Here is a 19,361-nt window from a genome sequence, read left to right on the forward strand (position 1 = left end):
CCGGTGCGGGGGTCGGCCAGACTGGCCGCATGAACACCGACACGAAGAGCGACGGCGTCCGCGCCCACGTCCGCGAGGTCGTGCTCGCCGCCGTACGGGGGCTCGTGCTGGCACTGGCGATGCTGCCCGTCGCCGTACTCTGCTTCACCCTGACCCTGGTGTCCGTCGCGCTGATCCCGCTGGGCCTGGGCATCGTCACGACCCCGGCGGTCCTGGGCGGCGTACGGGAGTTCGCGGACACCCGGCGGCGGCTCGCGGCCGAGTGGTGCGGGATACCGATCCGCTCGTCCTACCGGCCGCTGCCGGAGGGCGCCAACCCCTGGACCCGCACGGTCCTGATGCTGGGCGACCCCGCGACCTGGCGGGACATGCGCTGGCTGCTCGCCGACATGACGGCCGGTTTCGTCACCGCGCTGCTCCCGGCCGTGCTGCTCTTCTACCCGTTCGAGGGCTTCGCGGTGGCCGCCGGACTGTGGCGGGTGGTCTCCGCCGACGGCCACCCCTACTGGTACGGCTTCGTGCCGGTCTCCGACCAGCCGACCGCGCTCGGCGCGGCCGCCACCGCCGCCGTGCTCCTCTTCGCCGCCTACCACCTGGCCCCCCGCCTGCTGACCGCCCACTTCCGGCTCACCCGGGCCGTCCTCGGCGGCGACCAGGGGGAACTCGTCGAGCGGGTGCGGGTGCTGACCGAGACGCGGCGCGACGCCGTCGACACCTCCGCCGCCGAGCTGCGCCGCATCGAACGGGACCTGCACGACGGCGCCCAGGCCCGGCTCGTCGCCATGGGCATGGACCTCGGCACCATCGAGATGCTGGTCGAACGGGACCCGGCCCGGGCGAAGCAGCTGCTGGCCCAGGCACGGCGCAACTCCGCCGAGGCCCTGGAGGAGCTGCGCGACCTGGTACGCGGCATCCATCCCCCGGTGCTCGCGGAGCGCGGACTGGGCGACGCCGTACGGGCGCTGGCGCTGCGGCTGCCGCTGCCCACCGAGGTGGCCGTGGAGCTGCCCGGCCGGGCGGACGCACCGGTGGAGTCGGCCGCCTACTTCGCGGTGAGCGAGGTGCTCACCAACGCCGTCAAGCACTCCGGCGCCGACCGGATATGGGCCGACCTGCACCACACGGACGGCATGCTGCGGATCACGGTGACCGACGACGGCAAGGGCGGCGCGGCGGTCGGGGCCGGCTCCGGGCTCGCCGGGGTCGAGCGGCGGCTCGGTACATTCGACGGCGTCCTGGCCGTCAGCAGCCCCGCGGGCGGCCCCACCATGGTGACCATGGAGATCCCGTGCGCGTTGTCCTAGCCGAAGACCTCTTCCTGCTGCGCGACGGACTGGTACGGATGCTGGAGGCCTACGGCTTCGAGATCGCGGCCGCCGTCGAGACCGGCCCCGAACTGACCCGCGCGCTCGCCGAGTCGGCCCCGGACGTCGCCGTGGTCGACGTCCGGCTGCCGCCCACGCACACCGACGAGGGGCTGCAGTGCGCGCTGGCCGCCCGCAGGGCACGGCCCGGCCTGCCGGTACTGGTCCTCTCCCAGCACGTGGAACAGCTGTACGCGCGCGAGCTGCTCGCGGACGGCAACGGCGGGATCGGCTATCTGCTGAAGGACCGGGTGTTCGACGCGGACCAGTTCGTGGACTCCGTACGGCGGGTGGCGGCGGGCGGCACGGCGATGGACCCTCAGGTGATCCAGCAGCTGCTGTCCCGGCGGTCCGCCGAGGACCGGCCGCTCGGCCGGCTCACCCCGCGCGAGCGCGAGGTGCTGGAGCTGATGGCGCAGGGACGCTCGAACGCGGGGATCGCGGCCCAGCTGGTGGTGACGGAACGGGCCATCGCCAAACACACCTCCAACATCTTCACCAAACTGGGCCTCGAGGTGTCGGACGATGACAACCGGCGCGTACTGGCCGTGCTCGCCCATCTCGACGGCGATCGCTGAGGTTTGCGAACTTCCGCTGTTCAGAGGGCATTTGAGGGGCCGGGACGCGAGGGACTCGTGAGGAATTCGTGAGACCGGTGAACACCTCCGAGGCGGCGTCCGTATGGAAGAGCGCCGCTTCACTCCTGTCGGGCGCCTCGATGCTGCCCCGCAAGGAAGTCAGAGGAGTTCCATGGGACGCAACACACGAAAACGCCGTACGCCGCTGGCCACCAAGGCCATAGCCGCATCGGCGGCCCTAGCGCTCGGTGGGGGCGGGCTGATCTGGGCGAACTTCTACGCCTCGGCGCACGAGTCGAACCACCAGACGTGGGGAGGCAACCAGACGAAGGCCGCCCAGGCCCAGGTCGCGACGATCTCCTGCCCGGACGTCGGCCAGAAGCTGACGAACGTGCCGGACCGCGCCCGGACCGACGTGGCCGGCGAGCTGGCCAACCTGGACCGTCAGATCACCGACGCCTACCAGCGGCTCGCGACCACGCGGGACGCGCAGGCCAGGGACGCGAGTTTCGTGCAGAACTCCATCCTGCAGCCGCTCAAGGACCGGCGACAGGCGATCCTCGACCGGATCAAGCTGGAGATCACCCGTGTCGGCGGCACCGCGCCCGGCGATCTGAACAGCCTCGCCGCCTGCACGGCGCAGAACGCCAACCAGACCACCGCCGGCGGGCAGCAGCAGAACGGTGGCCAGCAGCAAGGCGGGCAGCAGCAAGGCGGGCAGCAGCAAGGCGGGCAGCAGCAGGGCGGCCAGCAGCAGGGCGGCCAGCAGCAGAACATCGGCGGGCAGGCCGGCAACGGCCCGGTCGCGGCCGACTTCGTGGACATCACCAAGGTCCAGCCGAACGTCCAGGGCAAGCCCCGCCAGCAGCGCGGCGGCTCGACCGGCACGTTCACCACGCGCTGCGGTGTGAACGCCAACAAGAACCACAACACGGACAACGTGATCGTGGCGCCCGGCGTGGCCAACGGCGCGCACCACCTGCACGACTACACCGGCAACCAGAAGGTCAACGCCTTCTCCAGCAACCAGACGTTCCTCCAGGGCGGCACCAGCTGCCAGAACCGGAGCGACCTGTCGTCGTACTACTGGCCGGTGGTCCGGATCCAGGACGGCTCGCAGGACTTCGACCAGAACCGGGACGGCGGCGGCAAGGAGGGCAACGTCGGCAAGATCCTGACGCCGGTCCAGGCGCAGATCAAGTACGTCGGCAGTCCCACCTCCAAGGTCGTCGCGATGCCGCAGTTCCTGCGGATCATCACCGGTGACGCCAAGACCACCACCAACGGTCTGGCCAACGCGAACGCGCACTGGAGCTGCACCGGCTTCGAGAACAAGGTCCAGCTGACCACGCAGTACCCGATCTGCCCGCAGGGCAGCAAGGTGGTGCGGACGTTCGCCTTCCAGAGCTGCTGGGACGGGCAGAACATCGACAGCGCCAACCACCGCACCCACGTCGCGTTCGCCGACGCGGGCGGCAACTGCCAGAACGGGTTCAAGGCGATCCCGCAGCTGACGATGCGGCTGGTGTACAACATCAACCCGCCGACCGTGCAGAACGGGCAGGTGAAGAACGCCTACGCGGTGGACGGCTTCCCGGAGCAGCTGCACAAGGCGGCCACGGACCACGACGACTTCATCAGCGTCACGAAGAACGGACTGGCCAACAAGATCGCCAACTGCGTCAACAGCGGGCAGAACTGCACGTGATCCCCTCGGTGGGCTCATGACGGCACGCCCCTCATGACAGAAGGCCGGTGACGGACCCCCCTCCCGTCACCGGCCTTCGTCGTGCGCGCGTCGTGCGGTCGCCGGGCGAGCCTCCCGCGCGGAAGCGGGCGTGTCAGCCGCCGTGCGCGTGGCTGTCGCCGTCCGTGTGGCCGCCGCCGTGGCCGCTGTGGTCGGCGCCGATCTCCACCTCGCCGCCGAGCGTGCCGCGCAGCGCCTTCACCACCCCGTCGTCGCCGACGGCGACCCATTTGCGGCCGACGAGGTAGTGACCGCCGTAGTCCTTCGCGTCGTTGATCCACTCGCGCTGGCCGCGGTCGGTGGCGAAGGTGGCGAGGATGAACTTCCCGTCGCCGTTGCGGCACAGGGCCTGGCGGATCTCGTCGGCGTCGGTCTGCATGTTCGGCTTGCACTTCACCTCGGCGGCCAGGCTCTCCAGGCTGCCGGTCGCGGTGGGCGGCGCCGTCTCGGTGTGCCCGCCCGAGCTGCATCCCGCCAGCGCGCACACGGCCGCGGCGCCGAGCAGCAGTCCTGTCAACCTCATCTGATCCTCCGGTACTGGTGGGGCCAAGCATGCCGCGTGGAGCCCCGGTGCGGGACCCCGCCCATCGGATACGGCTCCCGTGCGCGGTGCGCTCAAATCCGCTGACCGGACGCGCACAGGTGTGCGAGGGTGACCCGGTGAACCAGAACTGGGAAGATCGTGTGGCCGCCGCCTGGGCCTCCTTCGACGACTATCCGGAAGAGCGGGCGCACGAGTTCCGCGCGCTGATCGACGCCCTCGTCGACGAGCTGCCGGACGACAGCCCGCTGGGCCCCTTCGAGCAGGCCTGTGCCTGGGACTCGACCGGCCACTCGGACAAGGCGGCTCCGCTGTACCGGGAGGCACTGGCGGGCGGCCTCGGCGAGGTGAGCGGCTACAAGAGCCGCCGGGCCAGGATCCAGCTGGCGAGCTCGCTGCGGAACATCGGGCAGGCCGAGGAGGGCGTACGGCTGCTCACCCCGGAACTGGACGGCCCGTCCGACGAGTTGGACGACGCGGTGCGGGCCTGCCTCGCGCTGTGCCTGTCGAGCCTCGGGCGTGACCGGGAGGGCCTGTCCCTCGTCCTGGGCGCCCTCGCCCCCCATCTGCCGCGCTACCAGCGGTCGATGGCCAACTACGCGCGCGCACTCGTCGAACCGGTGGAACCGTAGGACGGGCCCCGGACCGGCCGGCACGCGGTGCGGCGGGAGCATCGGGCAACAGGCGCGCGGCACAACCACTCATCCGGCGGTGACCAACCACCCGTTCGCTCGTTCTTCCGGACGTGCAGTCACAGGATGTAGCCCCGCGCCAGGCACCCGCCGCCACCGGACCGGTCGACCTCGAGCAGGCCGAGGCCGCGCTCGTCGAGCACTATCCACGACTGGTCCGCATCGCCTACCTGGTGCTGCCCCCGGGTCTCGGCCGCAGCCGCCGGGTGCTGACCGCACACTCCCTGGCCCAGCGCGCCCTGCCCCGGGGCCGCAAGCAGCTGTCGGCCGTCCCGGCCCGGACGGCGGGCCGGGACACCGACCCCGGCTACGCCTGTCTGCGCGAGCGCGTCCTGCGCGCCGCCCTGGAGGCGGCCCGCCCCCGCAAGGGCCTGGCCCGGCTGGCCCCGCTGCCGCCGCTGCTGCCCCAGGTGTGGGGGCTGCGGCTGTTCCCGCGCTCCGGCGGTGCCGACGAACTCGCCCTGGACCAGCGGCTGTCCGCGCTGTCCGGCCCGGCCCGCGCCGCGTACGTGCTCCGCGGCCTGGAGCGGCTGCCCGACCCGGACGTGCACCGGATCCTCGGGGCCGCCGGCGTCGACGACCCGGGCGGCGCGCTGGCCGCCGCGAACAGCGTGCCCGCCCAGCACGCGCTGCTCTCCTCCCCGAGTTCGACCCCTGCTCGCTGCAGGCCCGGCCCACCGACCTGATGCGCCGCCGCCAGCACACCAAGGCCGCCCTCGCCGCCGCCGCCGCGCTCGCCGTGTGCGGGACCCTGGCCCTCCTGCCGGGCGGCGGCTGGGGCCCCGACGGCGCCGCCGCGCCCGCCTACGCGGAGAACCCGTCGGCGCAGGCCGCTCTCGACCCCGGCAGGCTCACCCGGGTACCGCCCACCGCCTGGGAGTCCGCGGCCCGCACCGACTTCTCCGTGTGGCCCGCGCGCGGCCCGCTCACCGGTGACGAGGCGCTGCTGCGCCGTGCCCTCGCCGTGTGGGCCCGCCCCGGGGAGACGGTCCATGTGTCGGCGACCCCGGGCACCCAGACCGGCGGCCCGGCCGGCCCGCCCCAGCTGCTGTACGCGGGCGAGGTGGACAACGCCCGGGTGGTGATCCTCTACGACGGCCTGCGCATCGCCCGGTACGCCGAACCGCGGGACGGCACCCAGGGGGCCGCCCTCGACTTCGCCCGCGTCGACGGCGCGTCCGGCGCCGAGGCGAGCGCGCTGGTGCTGGGCCGCTCCGACGGCAACGTCCGCTACCTGACCGCCCCCTGGGTGACGAGGGCGGCCGCGCGGGACCTGACGAAGCCGGCCTCGGCGGCGACCGCGCTGGCCGTCACCGACGGCATCACCGCACCGCTGGCCAGCCCCGCGCTCCAGCCGGGCAGCTGCACCTCGTGGACCGTGCTGCAGCTGACCGACGCCTCCGGCACCCGGCTCTCCACCGACCTCGGCGAGCTGGTCCCGGCCCACCTGACCGCGGGCCGCCCCGGCTCGGCCGGCGAGGCGTCCGGCACCGAGGCGCTGCGGTCGTGGGCGCCGTTCGCCTGCTCCCTGGCGGCCGAGCGCTCCGCGGGCATCCGCAGCGTCAACGCCTGGGGGTACGCCGAACAGCCGCTGCCCGACGGCAGCGGATCGGGCGACTGGGTGTGCACCCGCGCCGAGACCTGGCGCGGGGAGGGCACCGCCGCGCTCGCCCAGTTCCACACGCCGGGCGGGGCCGCCGGAGCGGTCGTCGCCAAGGGCACGGACGTGCCGGCGTGCGGGCCGCGTGACCCCCATGTGCTCGCCGGGGTGCTGTGGAAGTCCGCCGGCGGGCACTGGTACCTGCTGGCGGCGGGCAGCCGGGACACGGCGTCGATCCGGGCCACCGGCGGGGTCACGGCGTCCGGCCGCGGGGCGCTGCTCGCCGCCCGGGCCGAGCAGGGCGCGCGGGCGGACCTGAAGGGCACGCTGGCGGACGGCCGGTCGATCACCGGCTTGCGGTAGCCGCCGCACCGCCACCGGACGCCGGCTTGCTGACACAGTCGTGAACAAGCCTTGCCCGAGGGCTTCTCAGACGCACTACCCGTCAGTACATTGACGCCATGTCTAATACGCAGGCCCGGCCGGTGGAGTCCGAGCGCATCGCGCTCAAGGCCCGCAACGTGTCCTTCTCCTGGGAGGACACACCGCTGCACTGGGTGCCCGGCGACCCGTTGACCACGCACACCATCAACGTGCTGCACCTGCTGCTGCCCGCCGGTGAGCGGTGGTTCGTGCACGTCTACAAGCAGGTGCTGCCGCTGATCCGGGACGACCGGCTGCGGGCGGACGTCGTCGGGTTCATCGGGCAGGAGGCCATGCACTCCCAGGCCCATGACGAGGTCCTGCCGCACCTGCGCGAACTGGGTCTCGACCCCACGCCGTACACCGCGCAGGTCGACTGGTTCTTCGAGAAGCTGCTCGGCGACCGCACACTGCCGCCGGGCCGGGCCCGCCGCTGGTGGCTGCTGGAGCGGGTGGCGCTGATCGCGGCCATCGAGCACTACACCGCCTTCCTCGGCGACTGGGTGCTCAACGCGGCCGAGCTGGACCGGCGGGGCGCCGACCCGACCATGCTGGACCTGCTGCGCTGGCACGGGGCCGAGGAGGTCGAGCACCGCTCGGTCGCCTTCGACCTGTTCATGCACGTCGACGGCGGATACCGGCGCCGGGTGCGCACCTGGGCGGCGGCCTTCTCGGCGCTGGTGTTCCTGTGGCAGCGCGGAGCCCGCTTCTTCATGGAGAACGACCCCACGCTGGTCGACGGCAAGGCGTCCTTCCGGGGCTTCCACCAGCGCGGCCGGCAGGGCACCCTGCCCGCGACCGGGGACATGCTGAGGTCCATTCCGCGCTACCTCAGCCGTGGCTACCACCCCTCGCACGAGTGCTCCACCGCGCAGGCCGTGGCCTATCTGGCCGCCTCCCCGGCCGCCCTCGCCGCGGAAGGGCCGGTGGCGTGATGCCGAAGCCGCTGACCGTCGCGCTGGTCGCCGGCGCGGCCCTGCTGACCCGCCAGGCCCTGCGCCGCCGTATCCAGGTCTCCCCGCTGTGGCCGATGCCCGCCCTGGACCCGCCCGTCTCCGGCCGGCCGCGCCCGCGGGCGCTGCGGCTGCTGCTCACCTCCCACGAGACGGTCGCCGACGGGGTCGTACGGCTCCGGCTCGAAGGCGCCGGACTGCCGCGCTGGGAGCCCGGGGCCCACCTCGACCTGGTGCTGCCCTCCGGGCTGGTGCGGCAGTACTCGCTGTGCGGGGACCCCGGGGACACCTCGTCGTACACGGTCGCCGCGCGGCTGGCCGAGGACGGCCGGGGCGGCTCCCGCGAGGTGCACGAGCGGCTCGCCGAGGGCATGGAGCTGGAGGTGCGCGGCCCGCGGAACCGCTTCCCGCTGGTGGCGGCCCCGTCGTACGTCTTCGTCGCCGGCGGTATCGGCATCACCCCGATCCTGCCGATGCTGCGGACCCTGCCGGACGGCGCCGAGTGGCGGCTGCTGTACGGCGGCCGGACGCGGGCGTCGATGCCGTTCCTGGAGGAGGTGCGGGAGCTCGCCGGGGACCGGCTGACGGTGGTGGCCGAGGACGAGGAGGGACGCCCGGACCTGGCGGCCCTGTTCGCGGACGCGACCGACGGTACGGCCGTGTACTGCTGCGGTCCCGAGGGTCTGATGGCGGCGGTGGAGGCGGCGCTGCCCGCGGGTGCCGCCCTGCATCTGGAGCGGTTCGCGCCCCGCACCGGCACCGGTGGCGACACGACGTTCGAGCTGGAACTGCGCCGTTCCGGGCGGACCTTGACCGTCCCGGCGGACTCCACGGTGCTCGCGGCCGTACGGCGTGAGCTGCCGGACACCGCCTACTCCTGCGAGCAGGGCTTCTGCGGCACCTGCCAACAGCGGGTGGTGGAGGGTGAGATCGACCACCGCGATGAGCTGCTGACGGACGCGGAACGGCGTGATTCGATGCTGATCTGTGTCTCCCGGGCCGCGAGCGATCGCCTGGTGCTCGACATGTGATCACAGGCGGCTGAATTCGATCGGTAAGGTGTTCGCATGAGTACCGGGGTTCGCCGCAGGATGGGCGTCGACGAGCGGCGGCAGCAGCTGATCGGCGTCGCCCTCGAACTGTTCAGCCGACGCTCGCCCGACGAGGTCTCCATCGACGAGATAGCGTCGGCGGCGGGCATCTCGCGCCCGCTCGTCTACCACTACTTCCCCGGTAAACTCAGTCTCTACGAGGCCGCGTTGAAGCGTGCCGCGGAGGATCTCGCCGGTCGTTTCGCGGAGCCGCACGAGGGCCCGCTCGGCGCCCGGCTGCTGCGGGTGATGCGCCGCTACTTCGACTTCGTGGACGAGCACGGCCCCGGGTTCTCGGCGCTGATGCGCGGCGGCCCGGCGGTCTCGGCCGACGGCGTCGGCGCGAAGGACCACGTCTCGGCCACCAACGCGCTGATCGACTCCGTACGGCAGGCCGCCTACGAGCAGATGCTCACACACCTCGGGGTGACCGAGGCGTCACCGCGGCTGGAGCTGGTGGTCCGCTCCTGGATCTCGCTCGCCGAGTCCACGGCCCTGCTCTGGCTGGACGGCCGCCGGATCCCCCGTGCCGAACTGGAGCTCCAGCTCGTGCACGACTTCGCCGCGCTGGCCGCCGTCGGCGCCACGCACGACCCGGACATCGCCGCGCTGCTGCGCGGCATGGCCAAGGACGAACCGGCCGACGGCCCCTTCGCGGAGCTCGTCGGCCGGCTGATCGCCCTCGGTTCCTGACCCCTAGCGGTCGAACTTCCGGTAGGACGGATCCAGGTCACGGATCTCGGCGGAGGCGAGCAGGGTGAACGCCGCGTCCGCCACGTGCTCGCGGAGCAGTTCCAGCGCGGCCTCCGCGAGCCTCTCCTTCGTCTCGTCGGCACGTCCGGCGAGGAGCCCGATCGTCACGTGCACGATGGCGTGCCCGCGCGCCCCGGGGTCCTCGTACCCGAACACCGTGTACGCGCTCGGCCGGAACTGCGTCTTGCAGGCCTCCGGCTTCGCCGCCGCGATCTCCACGGTCGCCTCGTGCAGCGCCCGCGCGAAACCCTCGCGGTCGAAGGCGTTCTCCATGGTGTCGGAGTAGTCGACGGTGATCTGCGGCATGCGCACTCCTGTTCTACGGCAACGGTCTCACCCTAGTTCCCCGCCCGGGTGAACACCGCGACGGTCCGCGCGGGGACGGTGAAGGTGCCCGAGCCCGCCGCGTAGGCGGAGGTCTTCACCACCGCGTCCGCGCCCGCCGCCTGCACCGGGTGCAGCCGGTAGTGCGCCCCGGCGAGGGAGCCGATCCGCTGCTCCTGCCGCTTCGGCGTGGCGTTGAACACCACGACGAGGTCACCGAGCTTCATGGTGATCACCCCGGGCGTCTCGTCCTTGCCGGACAGCGGGAAGGACAGCTGGTCCTGCACCCGCGCGGCCGTGCCGAGGGAGAACGCCTTCTCGCTCGTGCGGATCCTCAGCAGTTCCTGGTAGGCGGCCGAGGCACCGGTGATCTGCGGGCATCCGACCCGCACGGAGCCCAGCAAGGGCTTGGCGTACTCCCACTTGGACTCGTTGTCGGCGGCCGGGGGCAGCCCCCGGCCGAAGCCGTTGCCGTCGGCGCAGTTCCAGTGGATGGCGTTGAACCAGTCCCCGCTGTCGAAGGAGTTGCGGTCCAGGGACTTCGAGCGCAGCAGGTCGGTGCCCGCCTGGGAGAGGGCCGGCCCCTGGGACAGAGCGGCCGTGGCCATCGCCAGGACCTGCATGCGGGCCCGGTCGGACGCGGAGGTGTCCTTCGGGAGCTTGTAGGTCAGGGCGTCGAACAGCGACTCGTTGTCGTGCGCGTCCACATAGGCGAGCGCGTCGCCCGGTGCGTCCGCGTAGCCGGCGGGTGAGCCGTTGTAGTCCACCTGGGCGCCGGTGACGTCCTTCCCGCCGGTGTCCGTGAACCGGTAGGCGGCGAGGTTGCCGCTGAGACCGACCTTGATCAGGTCCTGGTAGTGCAGCAGCCGGGCCTTCTGCTCCGCCTCGGTGCCGTTGGCCGTGGACGCGTTGGGGTCGGTGTACAGCCCGGACGCGAAGCCCTGGACGCCGGGGTCGGAGTCGAAGGGGCCGCCGCCGCGGACCGCGTCGCGGGCACGGTCGGAGAAGGTGGCGATGCCGGTGCCGGCCATGTTCTTCTGCGTGGCCTGCACGAAGCGGGCGTCGTCCGCGACCTCGCCGAAGTTCCAGCCCTCGCCGTACAGGATGATCTTCTTGCCGTCGACGCCGTCCTTGGCCGGGGTCAGCGCGTCCAGGGCCTTGCGCACGGCGAGGATGTTGGCCTTCGGGTGGTGGCCCATGAGGTCGAAGCGGAACCCGTCGACCTTGTACTGCTTCGCCCAGGTGACGATCGAGTCGACGACCAGCTTGCCCATCATCGTGTTCTCGGTCGCGGTGTTGGCGCAGCAGGTGCTGTTGGCCACCGAGCCGTCGGCGAGCAGCCGCTGGTAGTAGCCGGGCACGATCCGGTCCAGCACGGAGGTGTCCGCCTGGCCGCTGGCCGCCGTGTGGTTGTAGACGACGTCCATGACGACCCGCAGGCCGTCCTGGTTGAGCGCCTGGACCATCCTGCGGAACTGGACCGTGCGGGCCGTGCCGTCCGGGTCGGTGGCGTACGAGCCCTCCGGGACCGTGTAGTGGTACGGGTCGTAGCCCCAGTTGTAGGCGTCCTTCGCGGCGGCCTTCGCCACGCACTCCTGCTGCTTGTCGGAGTCGGCCGGGTAGGAGGCCAGGTCGCAGTCGGGGGTCGCCTGGTCGGCCTTCTTCTCGGGGATGGTGGCGATGTCGAAGGCGGGCAGCAGGTGGACGTAGGACGTCCCCGACTTCGCCAGTGCCTTCAGGTGCCTGGAGCCGTCGCTGTCCTTGTCGGTGAAGGCCAGGTAGGTGCCCGGGTGCCTGGAGGTGCGGTCCCCGACGGAGAAGTCGCGGATGTGCAGCTCCTGGATCTGGGCGTCCTTCAGCGGTACGGCCCTGGGCTTGTGCAGGCCCGACCAGCCGCCCGGGGCGAGGGCCTTGTCGTTCAGGTCGACGACGAGGCTGCGCTCGGAGTTCGCGGTGAGCGCGACCGAGTACGGGTCGGTGACCTTGTTGGTGACCGTCCTGCGGACGCTGGGCGCCCACACCTTCACCACGTACCGGTAGGGCTTGCCCTTCCAGGAGGCGGGGCCGGTGACGGACCAGACGCCGGTGGCGGCGTCGCGGTGCATGGCCTTGAGCGAGCCCCCCAGTTCCAGGGAGACGCTCTGGGCCGTCGGCGCCCACACGGCCAGGGTCGGCCTGCCGTCGTGGAAGACCGGGCCGAGCTTCGCCTTGGCCGCGCCCGGGTACAGGTCGTCCAGCACGCCGGCGATCTGCACTCCGGTCGCGGCCAGCACGGCGCCGTTCGCGGCCCGCTGCGAGGCCACCAGCTGGCCCTTCAGGGCGGTACGGACCCGGTCGCGGTCACGCGGGTCGACGGACCAGGCGGTGTAGTCCTTCAGGTGCGGGAACTTCGCCTTCTGGGCGTCGGTGAGCGTGGCCTTCGCCAGCCGGATCCAGCGCTCGTCGTCGCTGGTGAGGGTCCCGTCCTCGACGGCGATGGAGCCGTCGCGGGAGTACAGCAGCTGGGTGGAGGCGGCGCCGTCGGAGCCGTTCCAGGCGACCGTGTCCCGGTCGATCCAGACCGCCTTGGAGGTGGTCAGGTCGAGGGCGGCCGCGCTGCCCGCGGGCTGCGGCAGCAGGTACTTCTCCTGGCCGTTCAACAGCCACACCTCGTGGCCGTTCGCCTTGAGGTCAAGCGACTGGTCGGTCGGGAGATCCTTGTCGTCGCCCTTGTGGATGATGTAGCTGAGGCTGGTGGCACCCTCGGTGAACGGCACCTCGAAGACCGCGCCATAGGCATCAGTCTTCACCGGCTTCAGCGGGTTCGACCAGTCGGTGGGGTTCGCGGCACCCGTCCAGACGTGCAGGCCCCAGCCGTCGTAGTTCCCGTCGGTCCGGTGGTAGTGGAGGACCGCCTTGGCCTTGTCCTGCGCCGGGTAGTCGGGCCGCTGGGTGGTCACGTCGGCCTTGCCCTGCTCGATCCACACCTCACCCGTCTTGGTGACGTCGATCGTCCGGTCGGCGGAGACGTCCTTGTCGCCGTCCTTGTCGATGACCAGGAAGCCGACGTTGGACGCGCCGGGCTTGAGCTTGACGTAGGCGAAGGCGCCGTAGGCGTCCCGGCCGGTGAAGGGGTGGCTGGCGGGCCAGTTCGTGGCCTCGCCGTCGGCGAGGTCGCCCCAGGCGTACAGGCCCCAGTCCGCGTAGTCGCCGTCGGTGCGCTTGTAGTGGACGATCGCGTAGTCCCGGGAGGACGCCGTGGGGACCTCCGGGGCCGGCGGGGTGCCGGTGCTGCTGCTCGCCGTGGCGCTCGCGGTCCGCCCGGCGGAGTCGATCACGACGGCCTTGTAGCGCAGCGCGGTGCCGGCCGGCACGTCCTCGCCGATGGTCTGGGTGACCTTGTAGGGGGCGTGGTCGGCGGAGCCGAGGGTGCGCCACTCGCCGTTGCCCACCTGGGCGGCGAAGACGACCCGGTCGAGCTGCCCGCCGTCGGTGCCGGCGGCGAGCTCGACGGTTCCGGTGGCACCGGCGGCCGGGGCCCGGAGGGTGATCGTGGGCTTGGCCGCGGGCCTGGCGAGCGCGCCGGCCGCCTTGTAGACGACGGCGGAGCCGGCCGGGACGGTGACGGTGATCTTGCGGTCGCCGTCCGAGGTCAGGGTGCCGTCGGCGCCGTGGATCCCGCGGTAGGCCATACCGGCGGACCCGGTCGCGAAGGTCGCGGTCTTCGCGTCGGCCGCGTTGTTGAAGGCGACGACGTACTCCTGGCCGGACTTCGCGTCCGTACGGGTGAAGGCGTAGACGCCGGCGCCGTCGGCCGCGTACCGCTCCGTCTGGACTCCGTCCGTCAGGGCGGGGTTGGCCTTGCGGAGCCGTGCGAGGTCGGCGATCTGCCGGTAGAGGGGCGCGCCGGTGTCGTAGGCGTCGCTCGCGTGGGTGCGGCCGGTGCCGATCTCGTCGTCGTCCAGGTAGTCGGCGACCTTGGAGGCGAACATGGTCTGGCGGGCGTCCTTGTCGCCGCCGGAGCCGGTGAAGCCCTGCTCGTCGCCGTAGTAGACGACCGGGTTGCCGCGACTGAGGAACATCAGCTCGTTGGCGAGCTTGTCCTTGCGCAGGATCTCGGCGTCGGTCGCCTTCGGGTCGTCCTGCTTCAGGAAGTACCCGATGCGGCCCATGTCGTGGTTGCCGAGGAAGGTGACCTGCTCGTACGCGTTGGCCTTGTCGGTCGTGTACTTGTAGTCGTCACCGAAGACGCCGGCCAGCCGCTGGGCGCTGCCGCCCTGGGAGGCGTAGGCGCGGGCCGCGTCCTGGAAGGGGAAGTCGAGGGTGGCGTCCAGGCGGCCCTGGGTGACGTACGGCGAGGTGAGTGAGGTGTCGGCGGTGTAGACCTCGCCGAACATGAAGAAGTTCTTCCGCCCGTGCGCCGCCGCGTACTTGTCGAGCGCGGTCGCCCACTGGGTCCAGAACTCCATGTTCACGTGCTTGACGGTGTCGATGCGGAACCCGTCGATCGCGAAGTCCTTCACCCACCGCTGGTAGATCTTCTCCATGCCGTGGACGACCTCGGGACGCTCGGTCCACAGGTCGTCCAGGCCGGAGAAGTCGCCGTAGGTGGTCGACTCGCCGGCGTACGTCGAATCGCCCCGGTTGTGGTACATCGTCGGGTCGTTCAGCCAGGCCGGGACCTTGGACTTCTCGGCGACCTTCGGGGTGCGCGGGAAGGAGCCGGCGTCGACGGCGGGGAACTTCTTCCGGCCGTCCGCGTAGGCGGAGTCGTCGAAGGGCCGCCCGTCCTCGGTCAGATACGGGAAGGCGCCCTTGGACAGGTAGTCGTAGGTCTTCTCCCGGTAGTCGACGACGTCCGCGGTGTGGTTGGTGATGACGTCGAAGAAGACCTTCATGCCCTTGGCGTGCGCCTTGGCGATGAGGCCTTCGAGGTCCTTGTTGGTGCCGAAGTGCGGGTCGACCTGGGTGAAGTCGGTGATCCAGTAACCGTGGTACCCGGCGGAGGCGTTGGCGCCCGTGCCCTGCACCGGCCGGTTCTTGAAGATCGGCGCCATCCAGATGGAGGTGGTGCCGAGGCCCTTGATGTAGTCGAGCCGCTTGGTCAGGCCCTTGAGGTCGCCGCCCTGGTAGAAGCCCTTGTCGGTGGGGTCGTAACCGGTGCTCGTACGGGAACCGGTGAGTCCGCCCCGGTCGTTCGAGGTGTCGCCGTTGGCGAAACGGTCCGGCATGACGAAGTAGAACTGCTCGCGCGTGTCGTCGTGCCGGGCGGGCTGGGCGGCGAGCGCGGCGTCCGACGGCGGTGCGGGCGGGGTGGCGGCATGGGCCGCGAGCGGCTGCACGAGTGCGGCCGCGAGGGCGGCGACGGTGATCGCCGCCGCCCTTCTCACACGGGGGGTGCGGCGCGTGTGGGGCGCCGGCCATCTCGGTATCACAGGCGGGAACTCCTTGCGATTACGGCTCTGTCGGGTCCGACCCCTACGCCGCGGCACGGCTTCACTGCCGGGCGCCCGCGCGACCGTACCCCCCAACGAAAGGTTTCAGCAAGGGTCTTGAAACCGACGGCAAGAAATTTCAACCACCTTGTCCGGCGCCGGACCTCCGAGGTGTCCCTCCGCCGGACGCCGGCCGGCCACCGCCGAGGCGGGGCGCACGTGCTCGCGGCGTCGGGGCCCGGCGCCCCTGGCCGGCTGTCATTGACCGTTCAACACCCGTCTCTTTGACCGTTCAACGGCTGACGGAGTCCTGTGGGCCGGTCACCTCAGGGGTGACCTGCGACGATCCAGGCGGCCCGGGTTGCGGCAGGTCGTCGGCGGAGCGAGCGTGGAGAGAGGGACGGCTGCGACAGCGGAGGCACCGCGAGCGGTGACGGAGCGGACGAGGGCACCGCGTCGACGCACGACCGAACCGCCCCATTGTCTCGCTCACGGCGTACGGCGTTCCGCGCACCGGCGCGCCCCTTCGCGCCGGGTGCCCCCGGCGCTCCGGACTGACGCGCGGAAAGCCCTGGAATCCAGCGGAGAAACCCAAGGGAAGCAGCGAGAGCAATGGTGAACGGACCAACGGGCAGGCAGCCCTTCGGAGAGCACCCGGAGAGAGCCGATGCGGGCATCTCCAAGCAGTCGGCGGAGTTCACGGGCCGGTACGTGATCCTGCTGGACCAGGACGAACCGGAGCGCGGGATGGAAGCCCTGCGCAGCTCCGTCGGCATCTCGGCCGTGGAGCGTGTCGGCGGGGCCGAGGCGGTGGGCGCCGCGGAACTCCTCCAGCGCCCGGACGTCTCGGTGGTCTTCGACGATCTCGGCGTCGCCGTGGTCTCCGCCCAACCGGACCAGCGTCACGCGCTGGTGACCACGGCGGAGGCGGAGGCGCACATCATCGCGGCGGAGCCGGAGCGTGTGGCGTACGCGTCGGTGATCACCGAGGCCCGGCAGACACTGACCGGGTTCTATCCGACCTACCGCAGCGACGAGACGGAGGTCGCCCACCACATCCGGGCCCAGGGTGCCGCCGGCCGGGGCCCGGCCTGGGACGAGTACCAGATGACCTGGGGCGTGCAGGCGACACGGGCCAACTGGTCCCTGCTGACCGGTCGGGACGTGAAGATCGCCGTCCTCGACACCGGAGTGGACACCGACCACCCGGACCTGGTCGGCCGTATCGCGGAGACGGCCTCCTTCGTCCCCGGGCAGAGCGTGGAGGACGGCCACGGCCACGGCACGCACTGCATCGGCACCGCGGCCGGCCCGACCGAGGAGGGTTTTCGCTACGGCGTGGCCGGAGGGGCCCGGGTGCTCGCGGGCAAGGTGCTCAGCAACCGCGGGACGGGCCCCGACGGCCAGATCCTGGCGGGCATCGCGTGGGCGGTGTCTCGGGGCGCCCAGGTGATCTCCCTGTCCCTCGGCTCACCGGTCGAGCAGGGCGAGCTGTTCCCGCAGACCTACGAGACCGTGGCCCGGCGCGCGCTGCGCCGCGGCGCGGTGATCGTCGCGGCGGCGGGCAACGAGAGCCGCCGTCCCGGCTTCGTGGCGCCCGTCGGGCGTCCCGCCAACTGCCCGTCGATCCTGTCCGTGGCCGCGCTGGGCAAGGACCTGGCGACCGCGCCGTTCTCCTGCGGAGGCATCAACGGCGCGGGCGGTGAGGTGAACATCGCGGCGCCCGGGGTCGAGGTGTTCTCGGCCGCTCCCGACGGCACGTACGCGACGATGGACGGCACCAGCATGGCGACGCCCCATGCCGCCGGTGTCCTCGCACTGCTCACCGAGGCGCACCCGGACGCCTCCGCGGCCGAGCTCGGCGCACAACTCCAGTCCATGGCACATCCGTTGCCGCAACCCGCCCGGGACATCGGCGCGGGTCTGCTCCAGGCGCCATGAGCCAGGCACCGGGCTCCGCACCGGTCGGGGTCGTCGTCGCGGTCGATCCCGACCGGTACGCCCAGACGGTCGACGCCGTGCGCCGCGCCGGCCTGGCGGTCACCGGCGAACAGCCCCTGCTCGGCTCGTTGTCCGGAACGATCGCCGAGGACCTGATTCCGCTTCTGGCGGCCGTCGACGGGGTCGAGGCGGTGGACCGGGAGCGGATCGTGCGACTGCCCCCGCCCGGCTCTGCGGCCCATTAGCTCCCCCCTGCGCCCCGTGTCGGCAGCGGTCGAAGCACTACCCAGTGAAGCTGAGGCCGGCCTCGAATCCGGGGGTGAGCCGCGCACGCGGGGTTGCTCCGGTTGGCGCCCGCCCATCGGGTGCCCGCCGGCCGGCGTCCCGGCGGGAGCGCCGGCCGAGGTCTCCGTCGTCGACGCCCGCGAGCGGGCGGGGGCCTGGGTCCCGGCCCCCTGAAGGGCCGGGCCGGCGCACCGGTCAGCAGCTCGGCTTGCCCGCGTAGACCGCCAGTGCGGTGTTCGCGGGCAGGGTGGCCGTGAGCTGGCCGGATGAGTTCACGGTCACCGTCGTGTTGTTCTGGACGTTGCAGTACGTACCGGCGGGCAGGGCCGTCTGGTAGGTGCGGGTCAGGGACGAGGACTCGTGGTTGATGGCCACGTATCCCTTGGTGCCCCGCCCGAAGGCGATCGCGTTGTTGCCGTTGTCCCACCAGTTGGAGACGGCCTGGCCGCGCGTCGCGTTGCGGAAGGCGACCATGCGGATGATCTCCGGCCAGGCGTGCTGGCACTTCCACCCGTCCTGCCAGCAGGCGTTCACGGTGCCGCCGTTGGGCGGTCCGGCGTCCGCGTCGGACCATTCGTAGCCGGAGTTGACGTCCGGGGCGCCGTAGGGCCAGGCGAGCATGAAGACGTTGGCCAGGGTGTAGTTCGCGCCGGACTTGTAGTTGAGGGTGCTGCCGTTGCGCTCGGTGTCGTGGTTGTCGACGAAGACCCCGGCGACGGAGCTGTTCAGATAGCCCCAGCCCTCGCCGTAGTTGGTGAGGTAGGCCAGCTTCTCGCTGGTGAAGACCCGCTTGAGGTCGTAGGCGTAGCGGAACTCCTGGACGTCGCCGTTGCCGGTGTACTCGGTGGGCTGGACGGCCTCGCCCGCGCCGTAGATGACCTCCTGCTTCCAGTAGGCGGAAGGGTTGGTCAGGCGGCTCTTGATGTTCGCCAGGTCACCGGCGGGGATGTGCTTGGCCGCGTCGATGCGGAAGCCGTCCACGCCCAGGGTGAGCAGGTCGTTCAGGTAGCCCGCGATGGCCCCGCGGACGTAGTCCTCGCCGGTGTCCAGGTCGGCGAGGCCCACGAGTTCGCAGTGCTGGACGTTCCAGCGGTCCGCGTAGTTCGACACCTGGGAGGTGCAGTCGTCGAAGTCGTGGCTCGAGTACAGCCCGGGGTAGTCGTACTTGGTGTACGACGAGCCGCCGGTGCCGGTGCCGCTGCCCGCCGACATGTGGTTGACGACCGTGTCGACGACGACCTTCACACCGGCCGAGTGGCAGGTGTTCACCATGTTCCGGAACGCGGTGCGGTCGCCGAGGCGGCCCGCGATCTTGTACGACACCGGCTGGTACGACGTCCACCACTGCGGGCCCTGTATGTGCTCGGCGGGCGGGGAGACCTGCACGTAGCCGTAGCCGGCCGGGCCGAGGGTGCCGGTGCACTCCTTGGCGACCGAGGCGTAGTTCCACTCGAAGAGGACCGCGGTGACGTCCTTGGTGCCGGGCGGGGACGCCTCTGCGATCGTCGGGTTCATGCCAACCAGAAGGCCGGTGGCGAGGGCCAGCACCGCGGGGAGGGTTCTGCGTGCCATGTGGGGGTCCTTCGTCCTTGAAGGCTCGGGGAGGCCGCTGAAGACGCTTGCTGAAATGTTTCAGCAAACTTGCGGTGACGCAG

The 19,361-nt window shown here is 71.7% G+C and carries 13 protein-coding genes and 1 pseudogene; 10 read left to right on the top strand and 4 right to left on the bottom strand.

The features are described from left to right. Positions 1-29: 29 nt before the first annotated feature. The 3 genes from N8I86_RS12385 (at position 30) to N8I86_RS12395 (ending at position 3,650) form a co-directional block, all read left to right on the top strand. Positions 30-1,304: a sensor histidine kinase gene (locus tag N8I86_RS12385; protein ID WP_073893256.1), complete on the top strand. Its 1,275-nt coding sequence runs from the start codon at positions 30-32 to the stop codon at positions 1,302-1,304. Further along, positions 1,289-1,942 carry a LuxR C-terminal-related transcriptional regulator gene (locus tag N8I86_RS12390; RefSeq protein WP_073893257.1) on the top strand — a complete coding sequence of 218 codons (654 nt, stop codon included), beginning with the start codon at positions 1,289-1,291 and terminating at the stop codon, positions 1,940-1,942. Before N8I86_RS12385 ends, N8I86_RS12390 begins: the two co-directional genes overlap by 16 nt. 172 nt (positions 1,943-2,114) lie before the next feature. Beyond that, complete coding sequence (locus tag N8I86_RS12395) at positions 2,115-3,650, top strand: DUF1996 domain-containing protein (protein ID WP_263277772.1); 1,536 nt, start codon at positions 2,115-2,117, stop codon at positions 3,648-3,650. 133 nt (positions 3,651-3,783) lie between these two features. Here N8I86_RS12395 and N8I86_RS12400 read toward each other — a convergent pair whose 3' ends face one another. Further along, complete coding sequence (locus tag N8I86_RS12400; RefSeq protein ID WP_185091405.1) at positions 3,784-4,212, bottom strand: hypothetical protein; 429 nt, start codon at positions 4,210-4,212, stop codon at positions 3,784-3,786. A gap of 119 nt (positions 4,213-4,331) precedes the next feature. On the opposite strand from N8I86_RS12400, the gene N8I86_RS12405 reads away from it, so the two are divergent. From N8I86_RS12405 to N8I86_RS12425, 5 genes and pseudogenes are all read left to right on the top strand, one after another. After that, positions 4,332-4,862, top strand: coding sequence for a tetratricopeptide repeat protein (locus tag N8I86_RS12405; RefSeq protein WP_073893261.1), 531 nt, complete (start codon positions 4,332-4,334; stop codon positions 4,860-4,862). Positions 4,863-4,975: 113 nt separating this feature from the next. Next, a pseudogene (locus tag N8I86_RS12410) lies at positions 4,976-6,885 on the top strand (hypothetical protein). Between the two features lie 98 nt (positions 6,886-6,983). Beyond that, entirely contained in the window at positions 6,984-7,880 is an 897-nt protein-coding gene (locus N8I86_RS12415) for a metal-dependent hydrolase (protein ID WP_073893264.1), read from the top strand. Next, on the top strand, positions 7,880-8,929 hold the full coding sequence (locus N8I86_RS12420; RefSeq protein WP_263277773.1) for a PDR/VanB family oxidoreductase: 1,050 nt from the start codon (positions 7,880-7,882) through the stop codon (positions 8,927-8,929). The genes N8I86_RS12415 and N8I86_RS12420 overlap by 1 nt, the downstream gene beginning before the upstream one ends. A gap of 36 nt (positions 8,930-8,965) precedes the next feature. Further along, on the top strand, positions 8,966-9,682 hold the full coding sequence (locus N8I86_RS12425; protein WP_123438098.1) for a TetR/AcrR family transcriptional regulator: 717 nt from the start codon (positions 8,966-8,968) through the stop codon (positions 9,680-9,682). 3 nt (positions 9,683-9,685) lie between these two features. Here the strand turns inward: N8I86_RS12425 and N8I86_RS12430 are convergent, their stop codons facing one another. Together N8I86_RS12430 and pulA are read right to left on the bottom strand one after the other, a co-directional pair. Next, positions 9,686-10,048: a 5-carboxymethyl-2-hydroxymuconate Delta-isomerase gene (locus N8I86_RS12430; protein ID WP_263277774.1), complete on the bottom strand. Its 363-nt coding sequence runs from the start codon at positions 10,046-10,048 to the stop codon at positions 9,686-9,688. Between the two features lie 32 nt (positions 10,049-10,080). Beyond that, positions 10,081-15,480 carry a pullulanase-type alpha-1,6-glucosidase gene (gene pulA, locus N8I86_RS12435; RefSeq protein WP_263277775.1) on the bottom strand — a complete coding sequence of 1,800 codons (5,400 nt, stop codon included), beginning with the start codon at positions 15,478-15,480 and terminating at the stop codon, positions 10,081-10,083. Between the two features lie 612 nt (positions 15,481-16,092). Here pulA and N8I86_RS12440 point away from each other — a divergent pair. Beyond that, a complete protein-coding gene (locus N8I86_RS12440) occupies positions 16,093-17,421 on the top strand; it encodes a S8 family peptidase (protein ID WP_079192447.1) in 1,329 nt (442 codons plus the stop codon). Continuing rightward, a complete protein-coding gene (locus N8I86_RS12445) occupies positions 17,418-17,666 on the top strand; it encodes a hypothetical protein (RefSeq protein WP_073893275.1) in 249 nt (82 codons plus the stop codon). Before N8I86_RS12440 ends, N8I86_RS12445 begins: the two co-directional genes overlap by 4 nt. A gap of 235 nt (positions 17,667-17,901) precedes the next feature. Here N8I86_RS12445 and N8I86_RS12450 read toward each other — a convergent pair whose 3' ends face one another. Further along, complete coding sequence (locus N8I86_RS12450) at positions 17,902-19,278, bottom strand: alpha-amylase (RefSeq protein ID WP_185091404.1); 1,377 nt, start codon at positions 19,276-19,278, stop codon at positions 17,902-17,904. Between the last annotated feature and the right edge of the window lie 83 nt (positions 19,279-19,361).

Origin of the sequence: Streptomyces albidicamelliae (assembly GCF_025642175.1) — a bacterium.
GTDB classification, from domain to species: domain Bacteria; phylum Actinomycetota; class Actinomycetes; order Streptomycetales; family Streptomycetaceae; genus Streptomyces; species Streptomyces albidocamelliae.

Excerpts from the sequence above, each read along its gene's own strand:
- N8I86_RS12385 (WP_073893256.1), top strand. The coding sequence starts at position 30 with ATGAACACCGACACGAAGAGCGACGGCGTCCGCGCCCACGTCCGCGAG.
- N8I86_RS12395 (WP_263277772.1), top strand. The coding sequence starts at position 2,115 with ATGGGACGCAACACACGAAAACGCCGTACGCCGCTGGCCACCAAGGCC.
- N8I86_RS12400 (WP_185091405.1), bottom strand. The coding sequence starts at position 4,212 with ATGAGGTTGACAGGACTGCTGCTCGGCGCCGCGGCCGTGTGCGCGCTG.
- N8I86_RS12415 (WP_073893264.1), top strand. The coding sequence starts at position 6,984 with ATGTCTAATACGCAGGCCCGGCCGGTGGAGTCCGAGCGCATCGCGCTC.
- N8I86_RS12420 (WP_263277773.1), top strand. The coding sequence starts at position 7,880 with ATGCCGAAGCCGCTGACCGTCGCGCTGGTCGCCGGCGCGGCCCTGCTG.
- N8I86_RS12425 (WP_123438098.1), top strand. The coding sequence starts at position 8,966 with ATGAGTACCGGGGTTCGCCGCAGGATGGGCGTCGACGAGCGGCGGCAG.
- N8I86_RS12430 (WP_263277774.1), bottom strand. The coding sequence starts at position 10,048 with ATGCCGCAGATCACCGTCGACTACTCCGACACCATGGAGAACGCCTTC.
- N8I86_RS12440 (WP_079192447.1), top strand. The coding sequence starts at position 16,093 with ATGGTGAACGGACCAACGGGCAGGCAGCCCTTCGGAGAGCACCCGGAG.
- N8I86_RS12445 (WP_073893275.1), top strand. The coding sequence starts at position 17,418 with ATGAGCCAGGCACCGGGCTCCGCACCGGTCGGGGTCGTCGTCGCGGTC.
- N8I86_RS12450 (WP_185091404.1), bottom strand. The coding sequence starts at position 19,278 with ATGGCACGCAGAACCCTCCCCGCGGTGCTGGCCCTCGCCACCGGCCTT.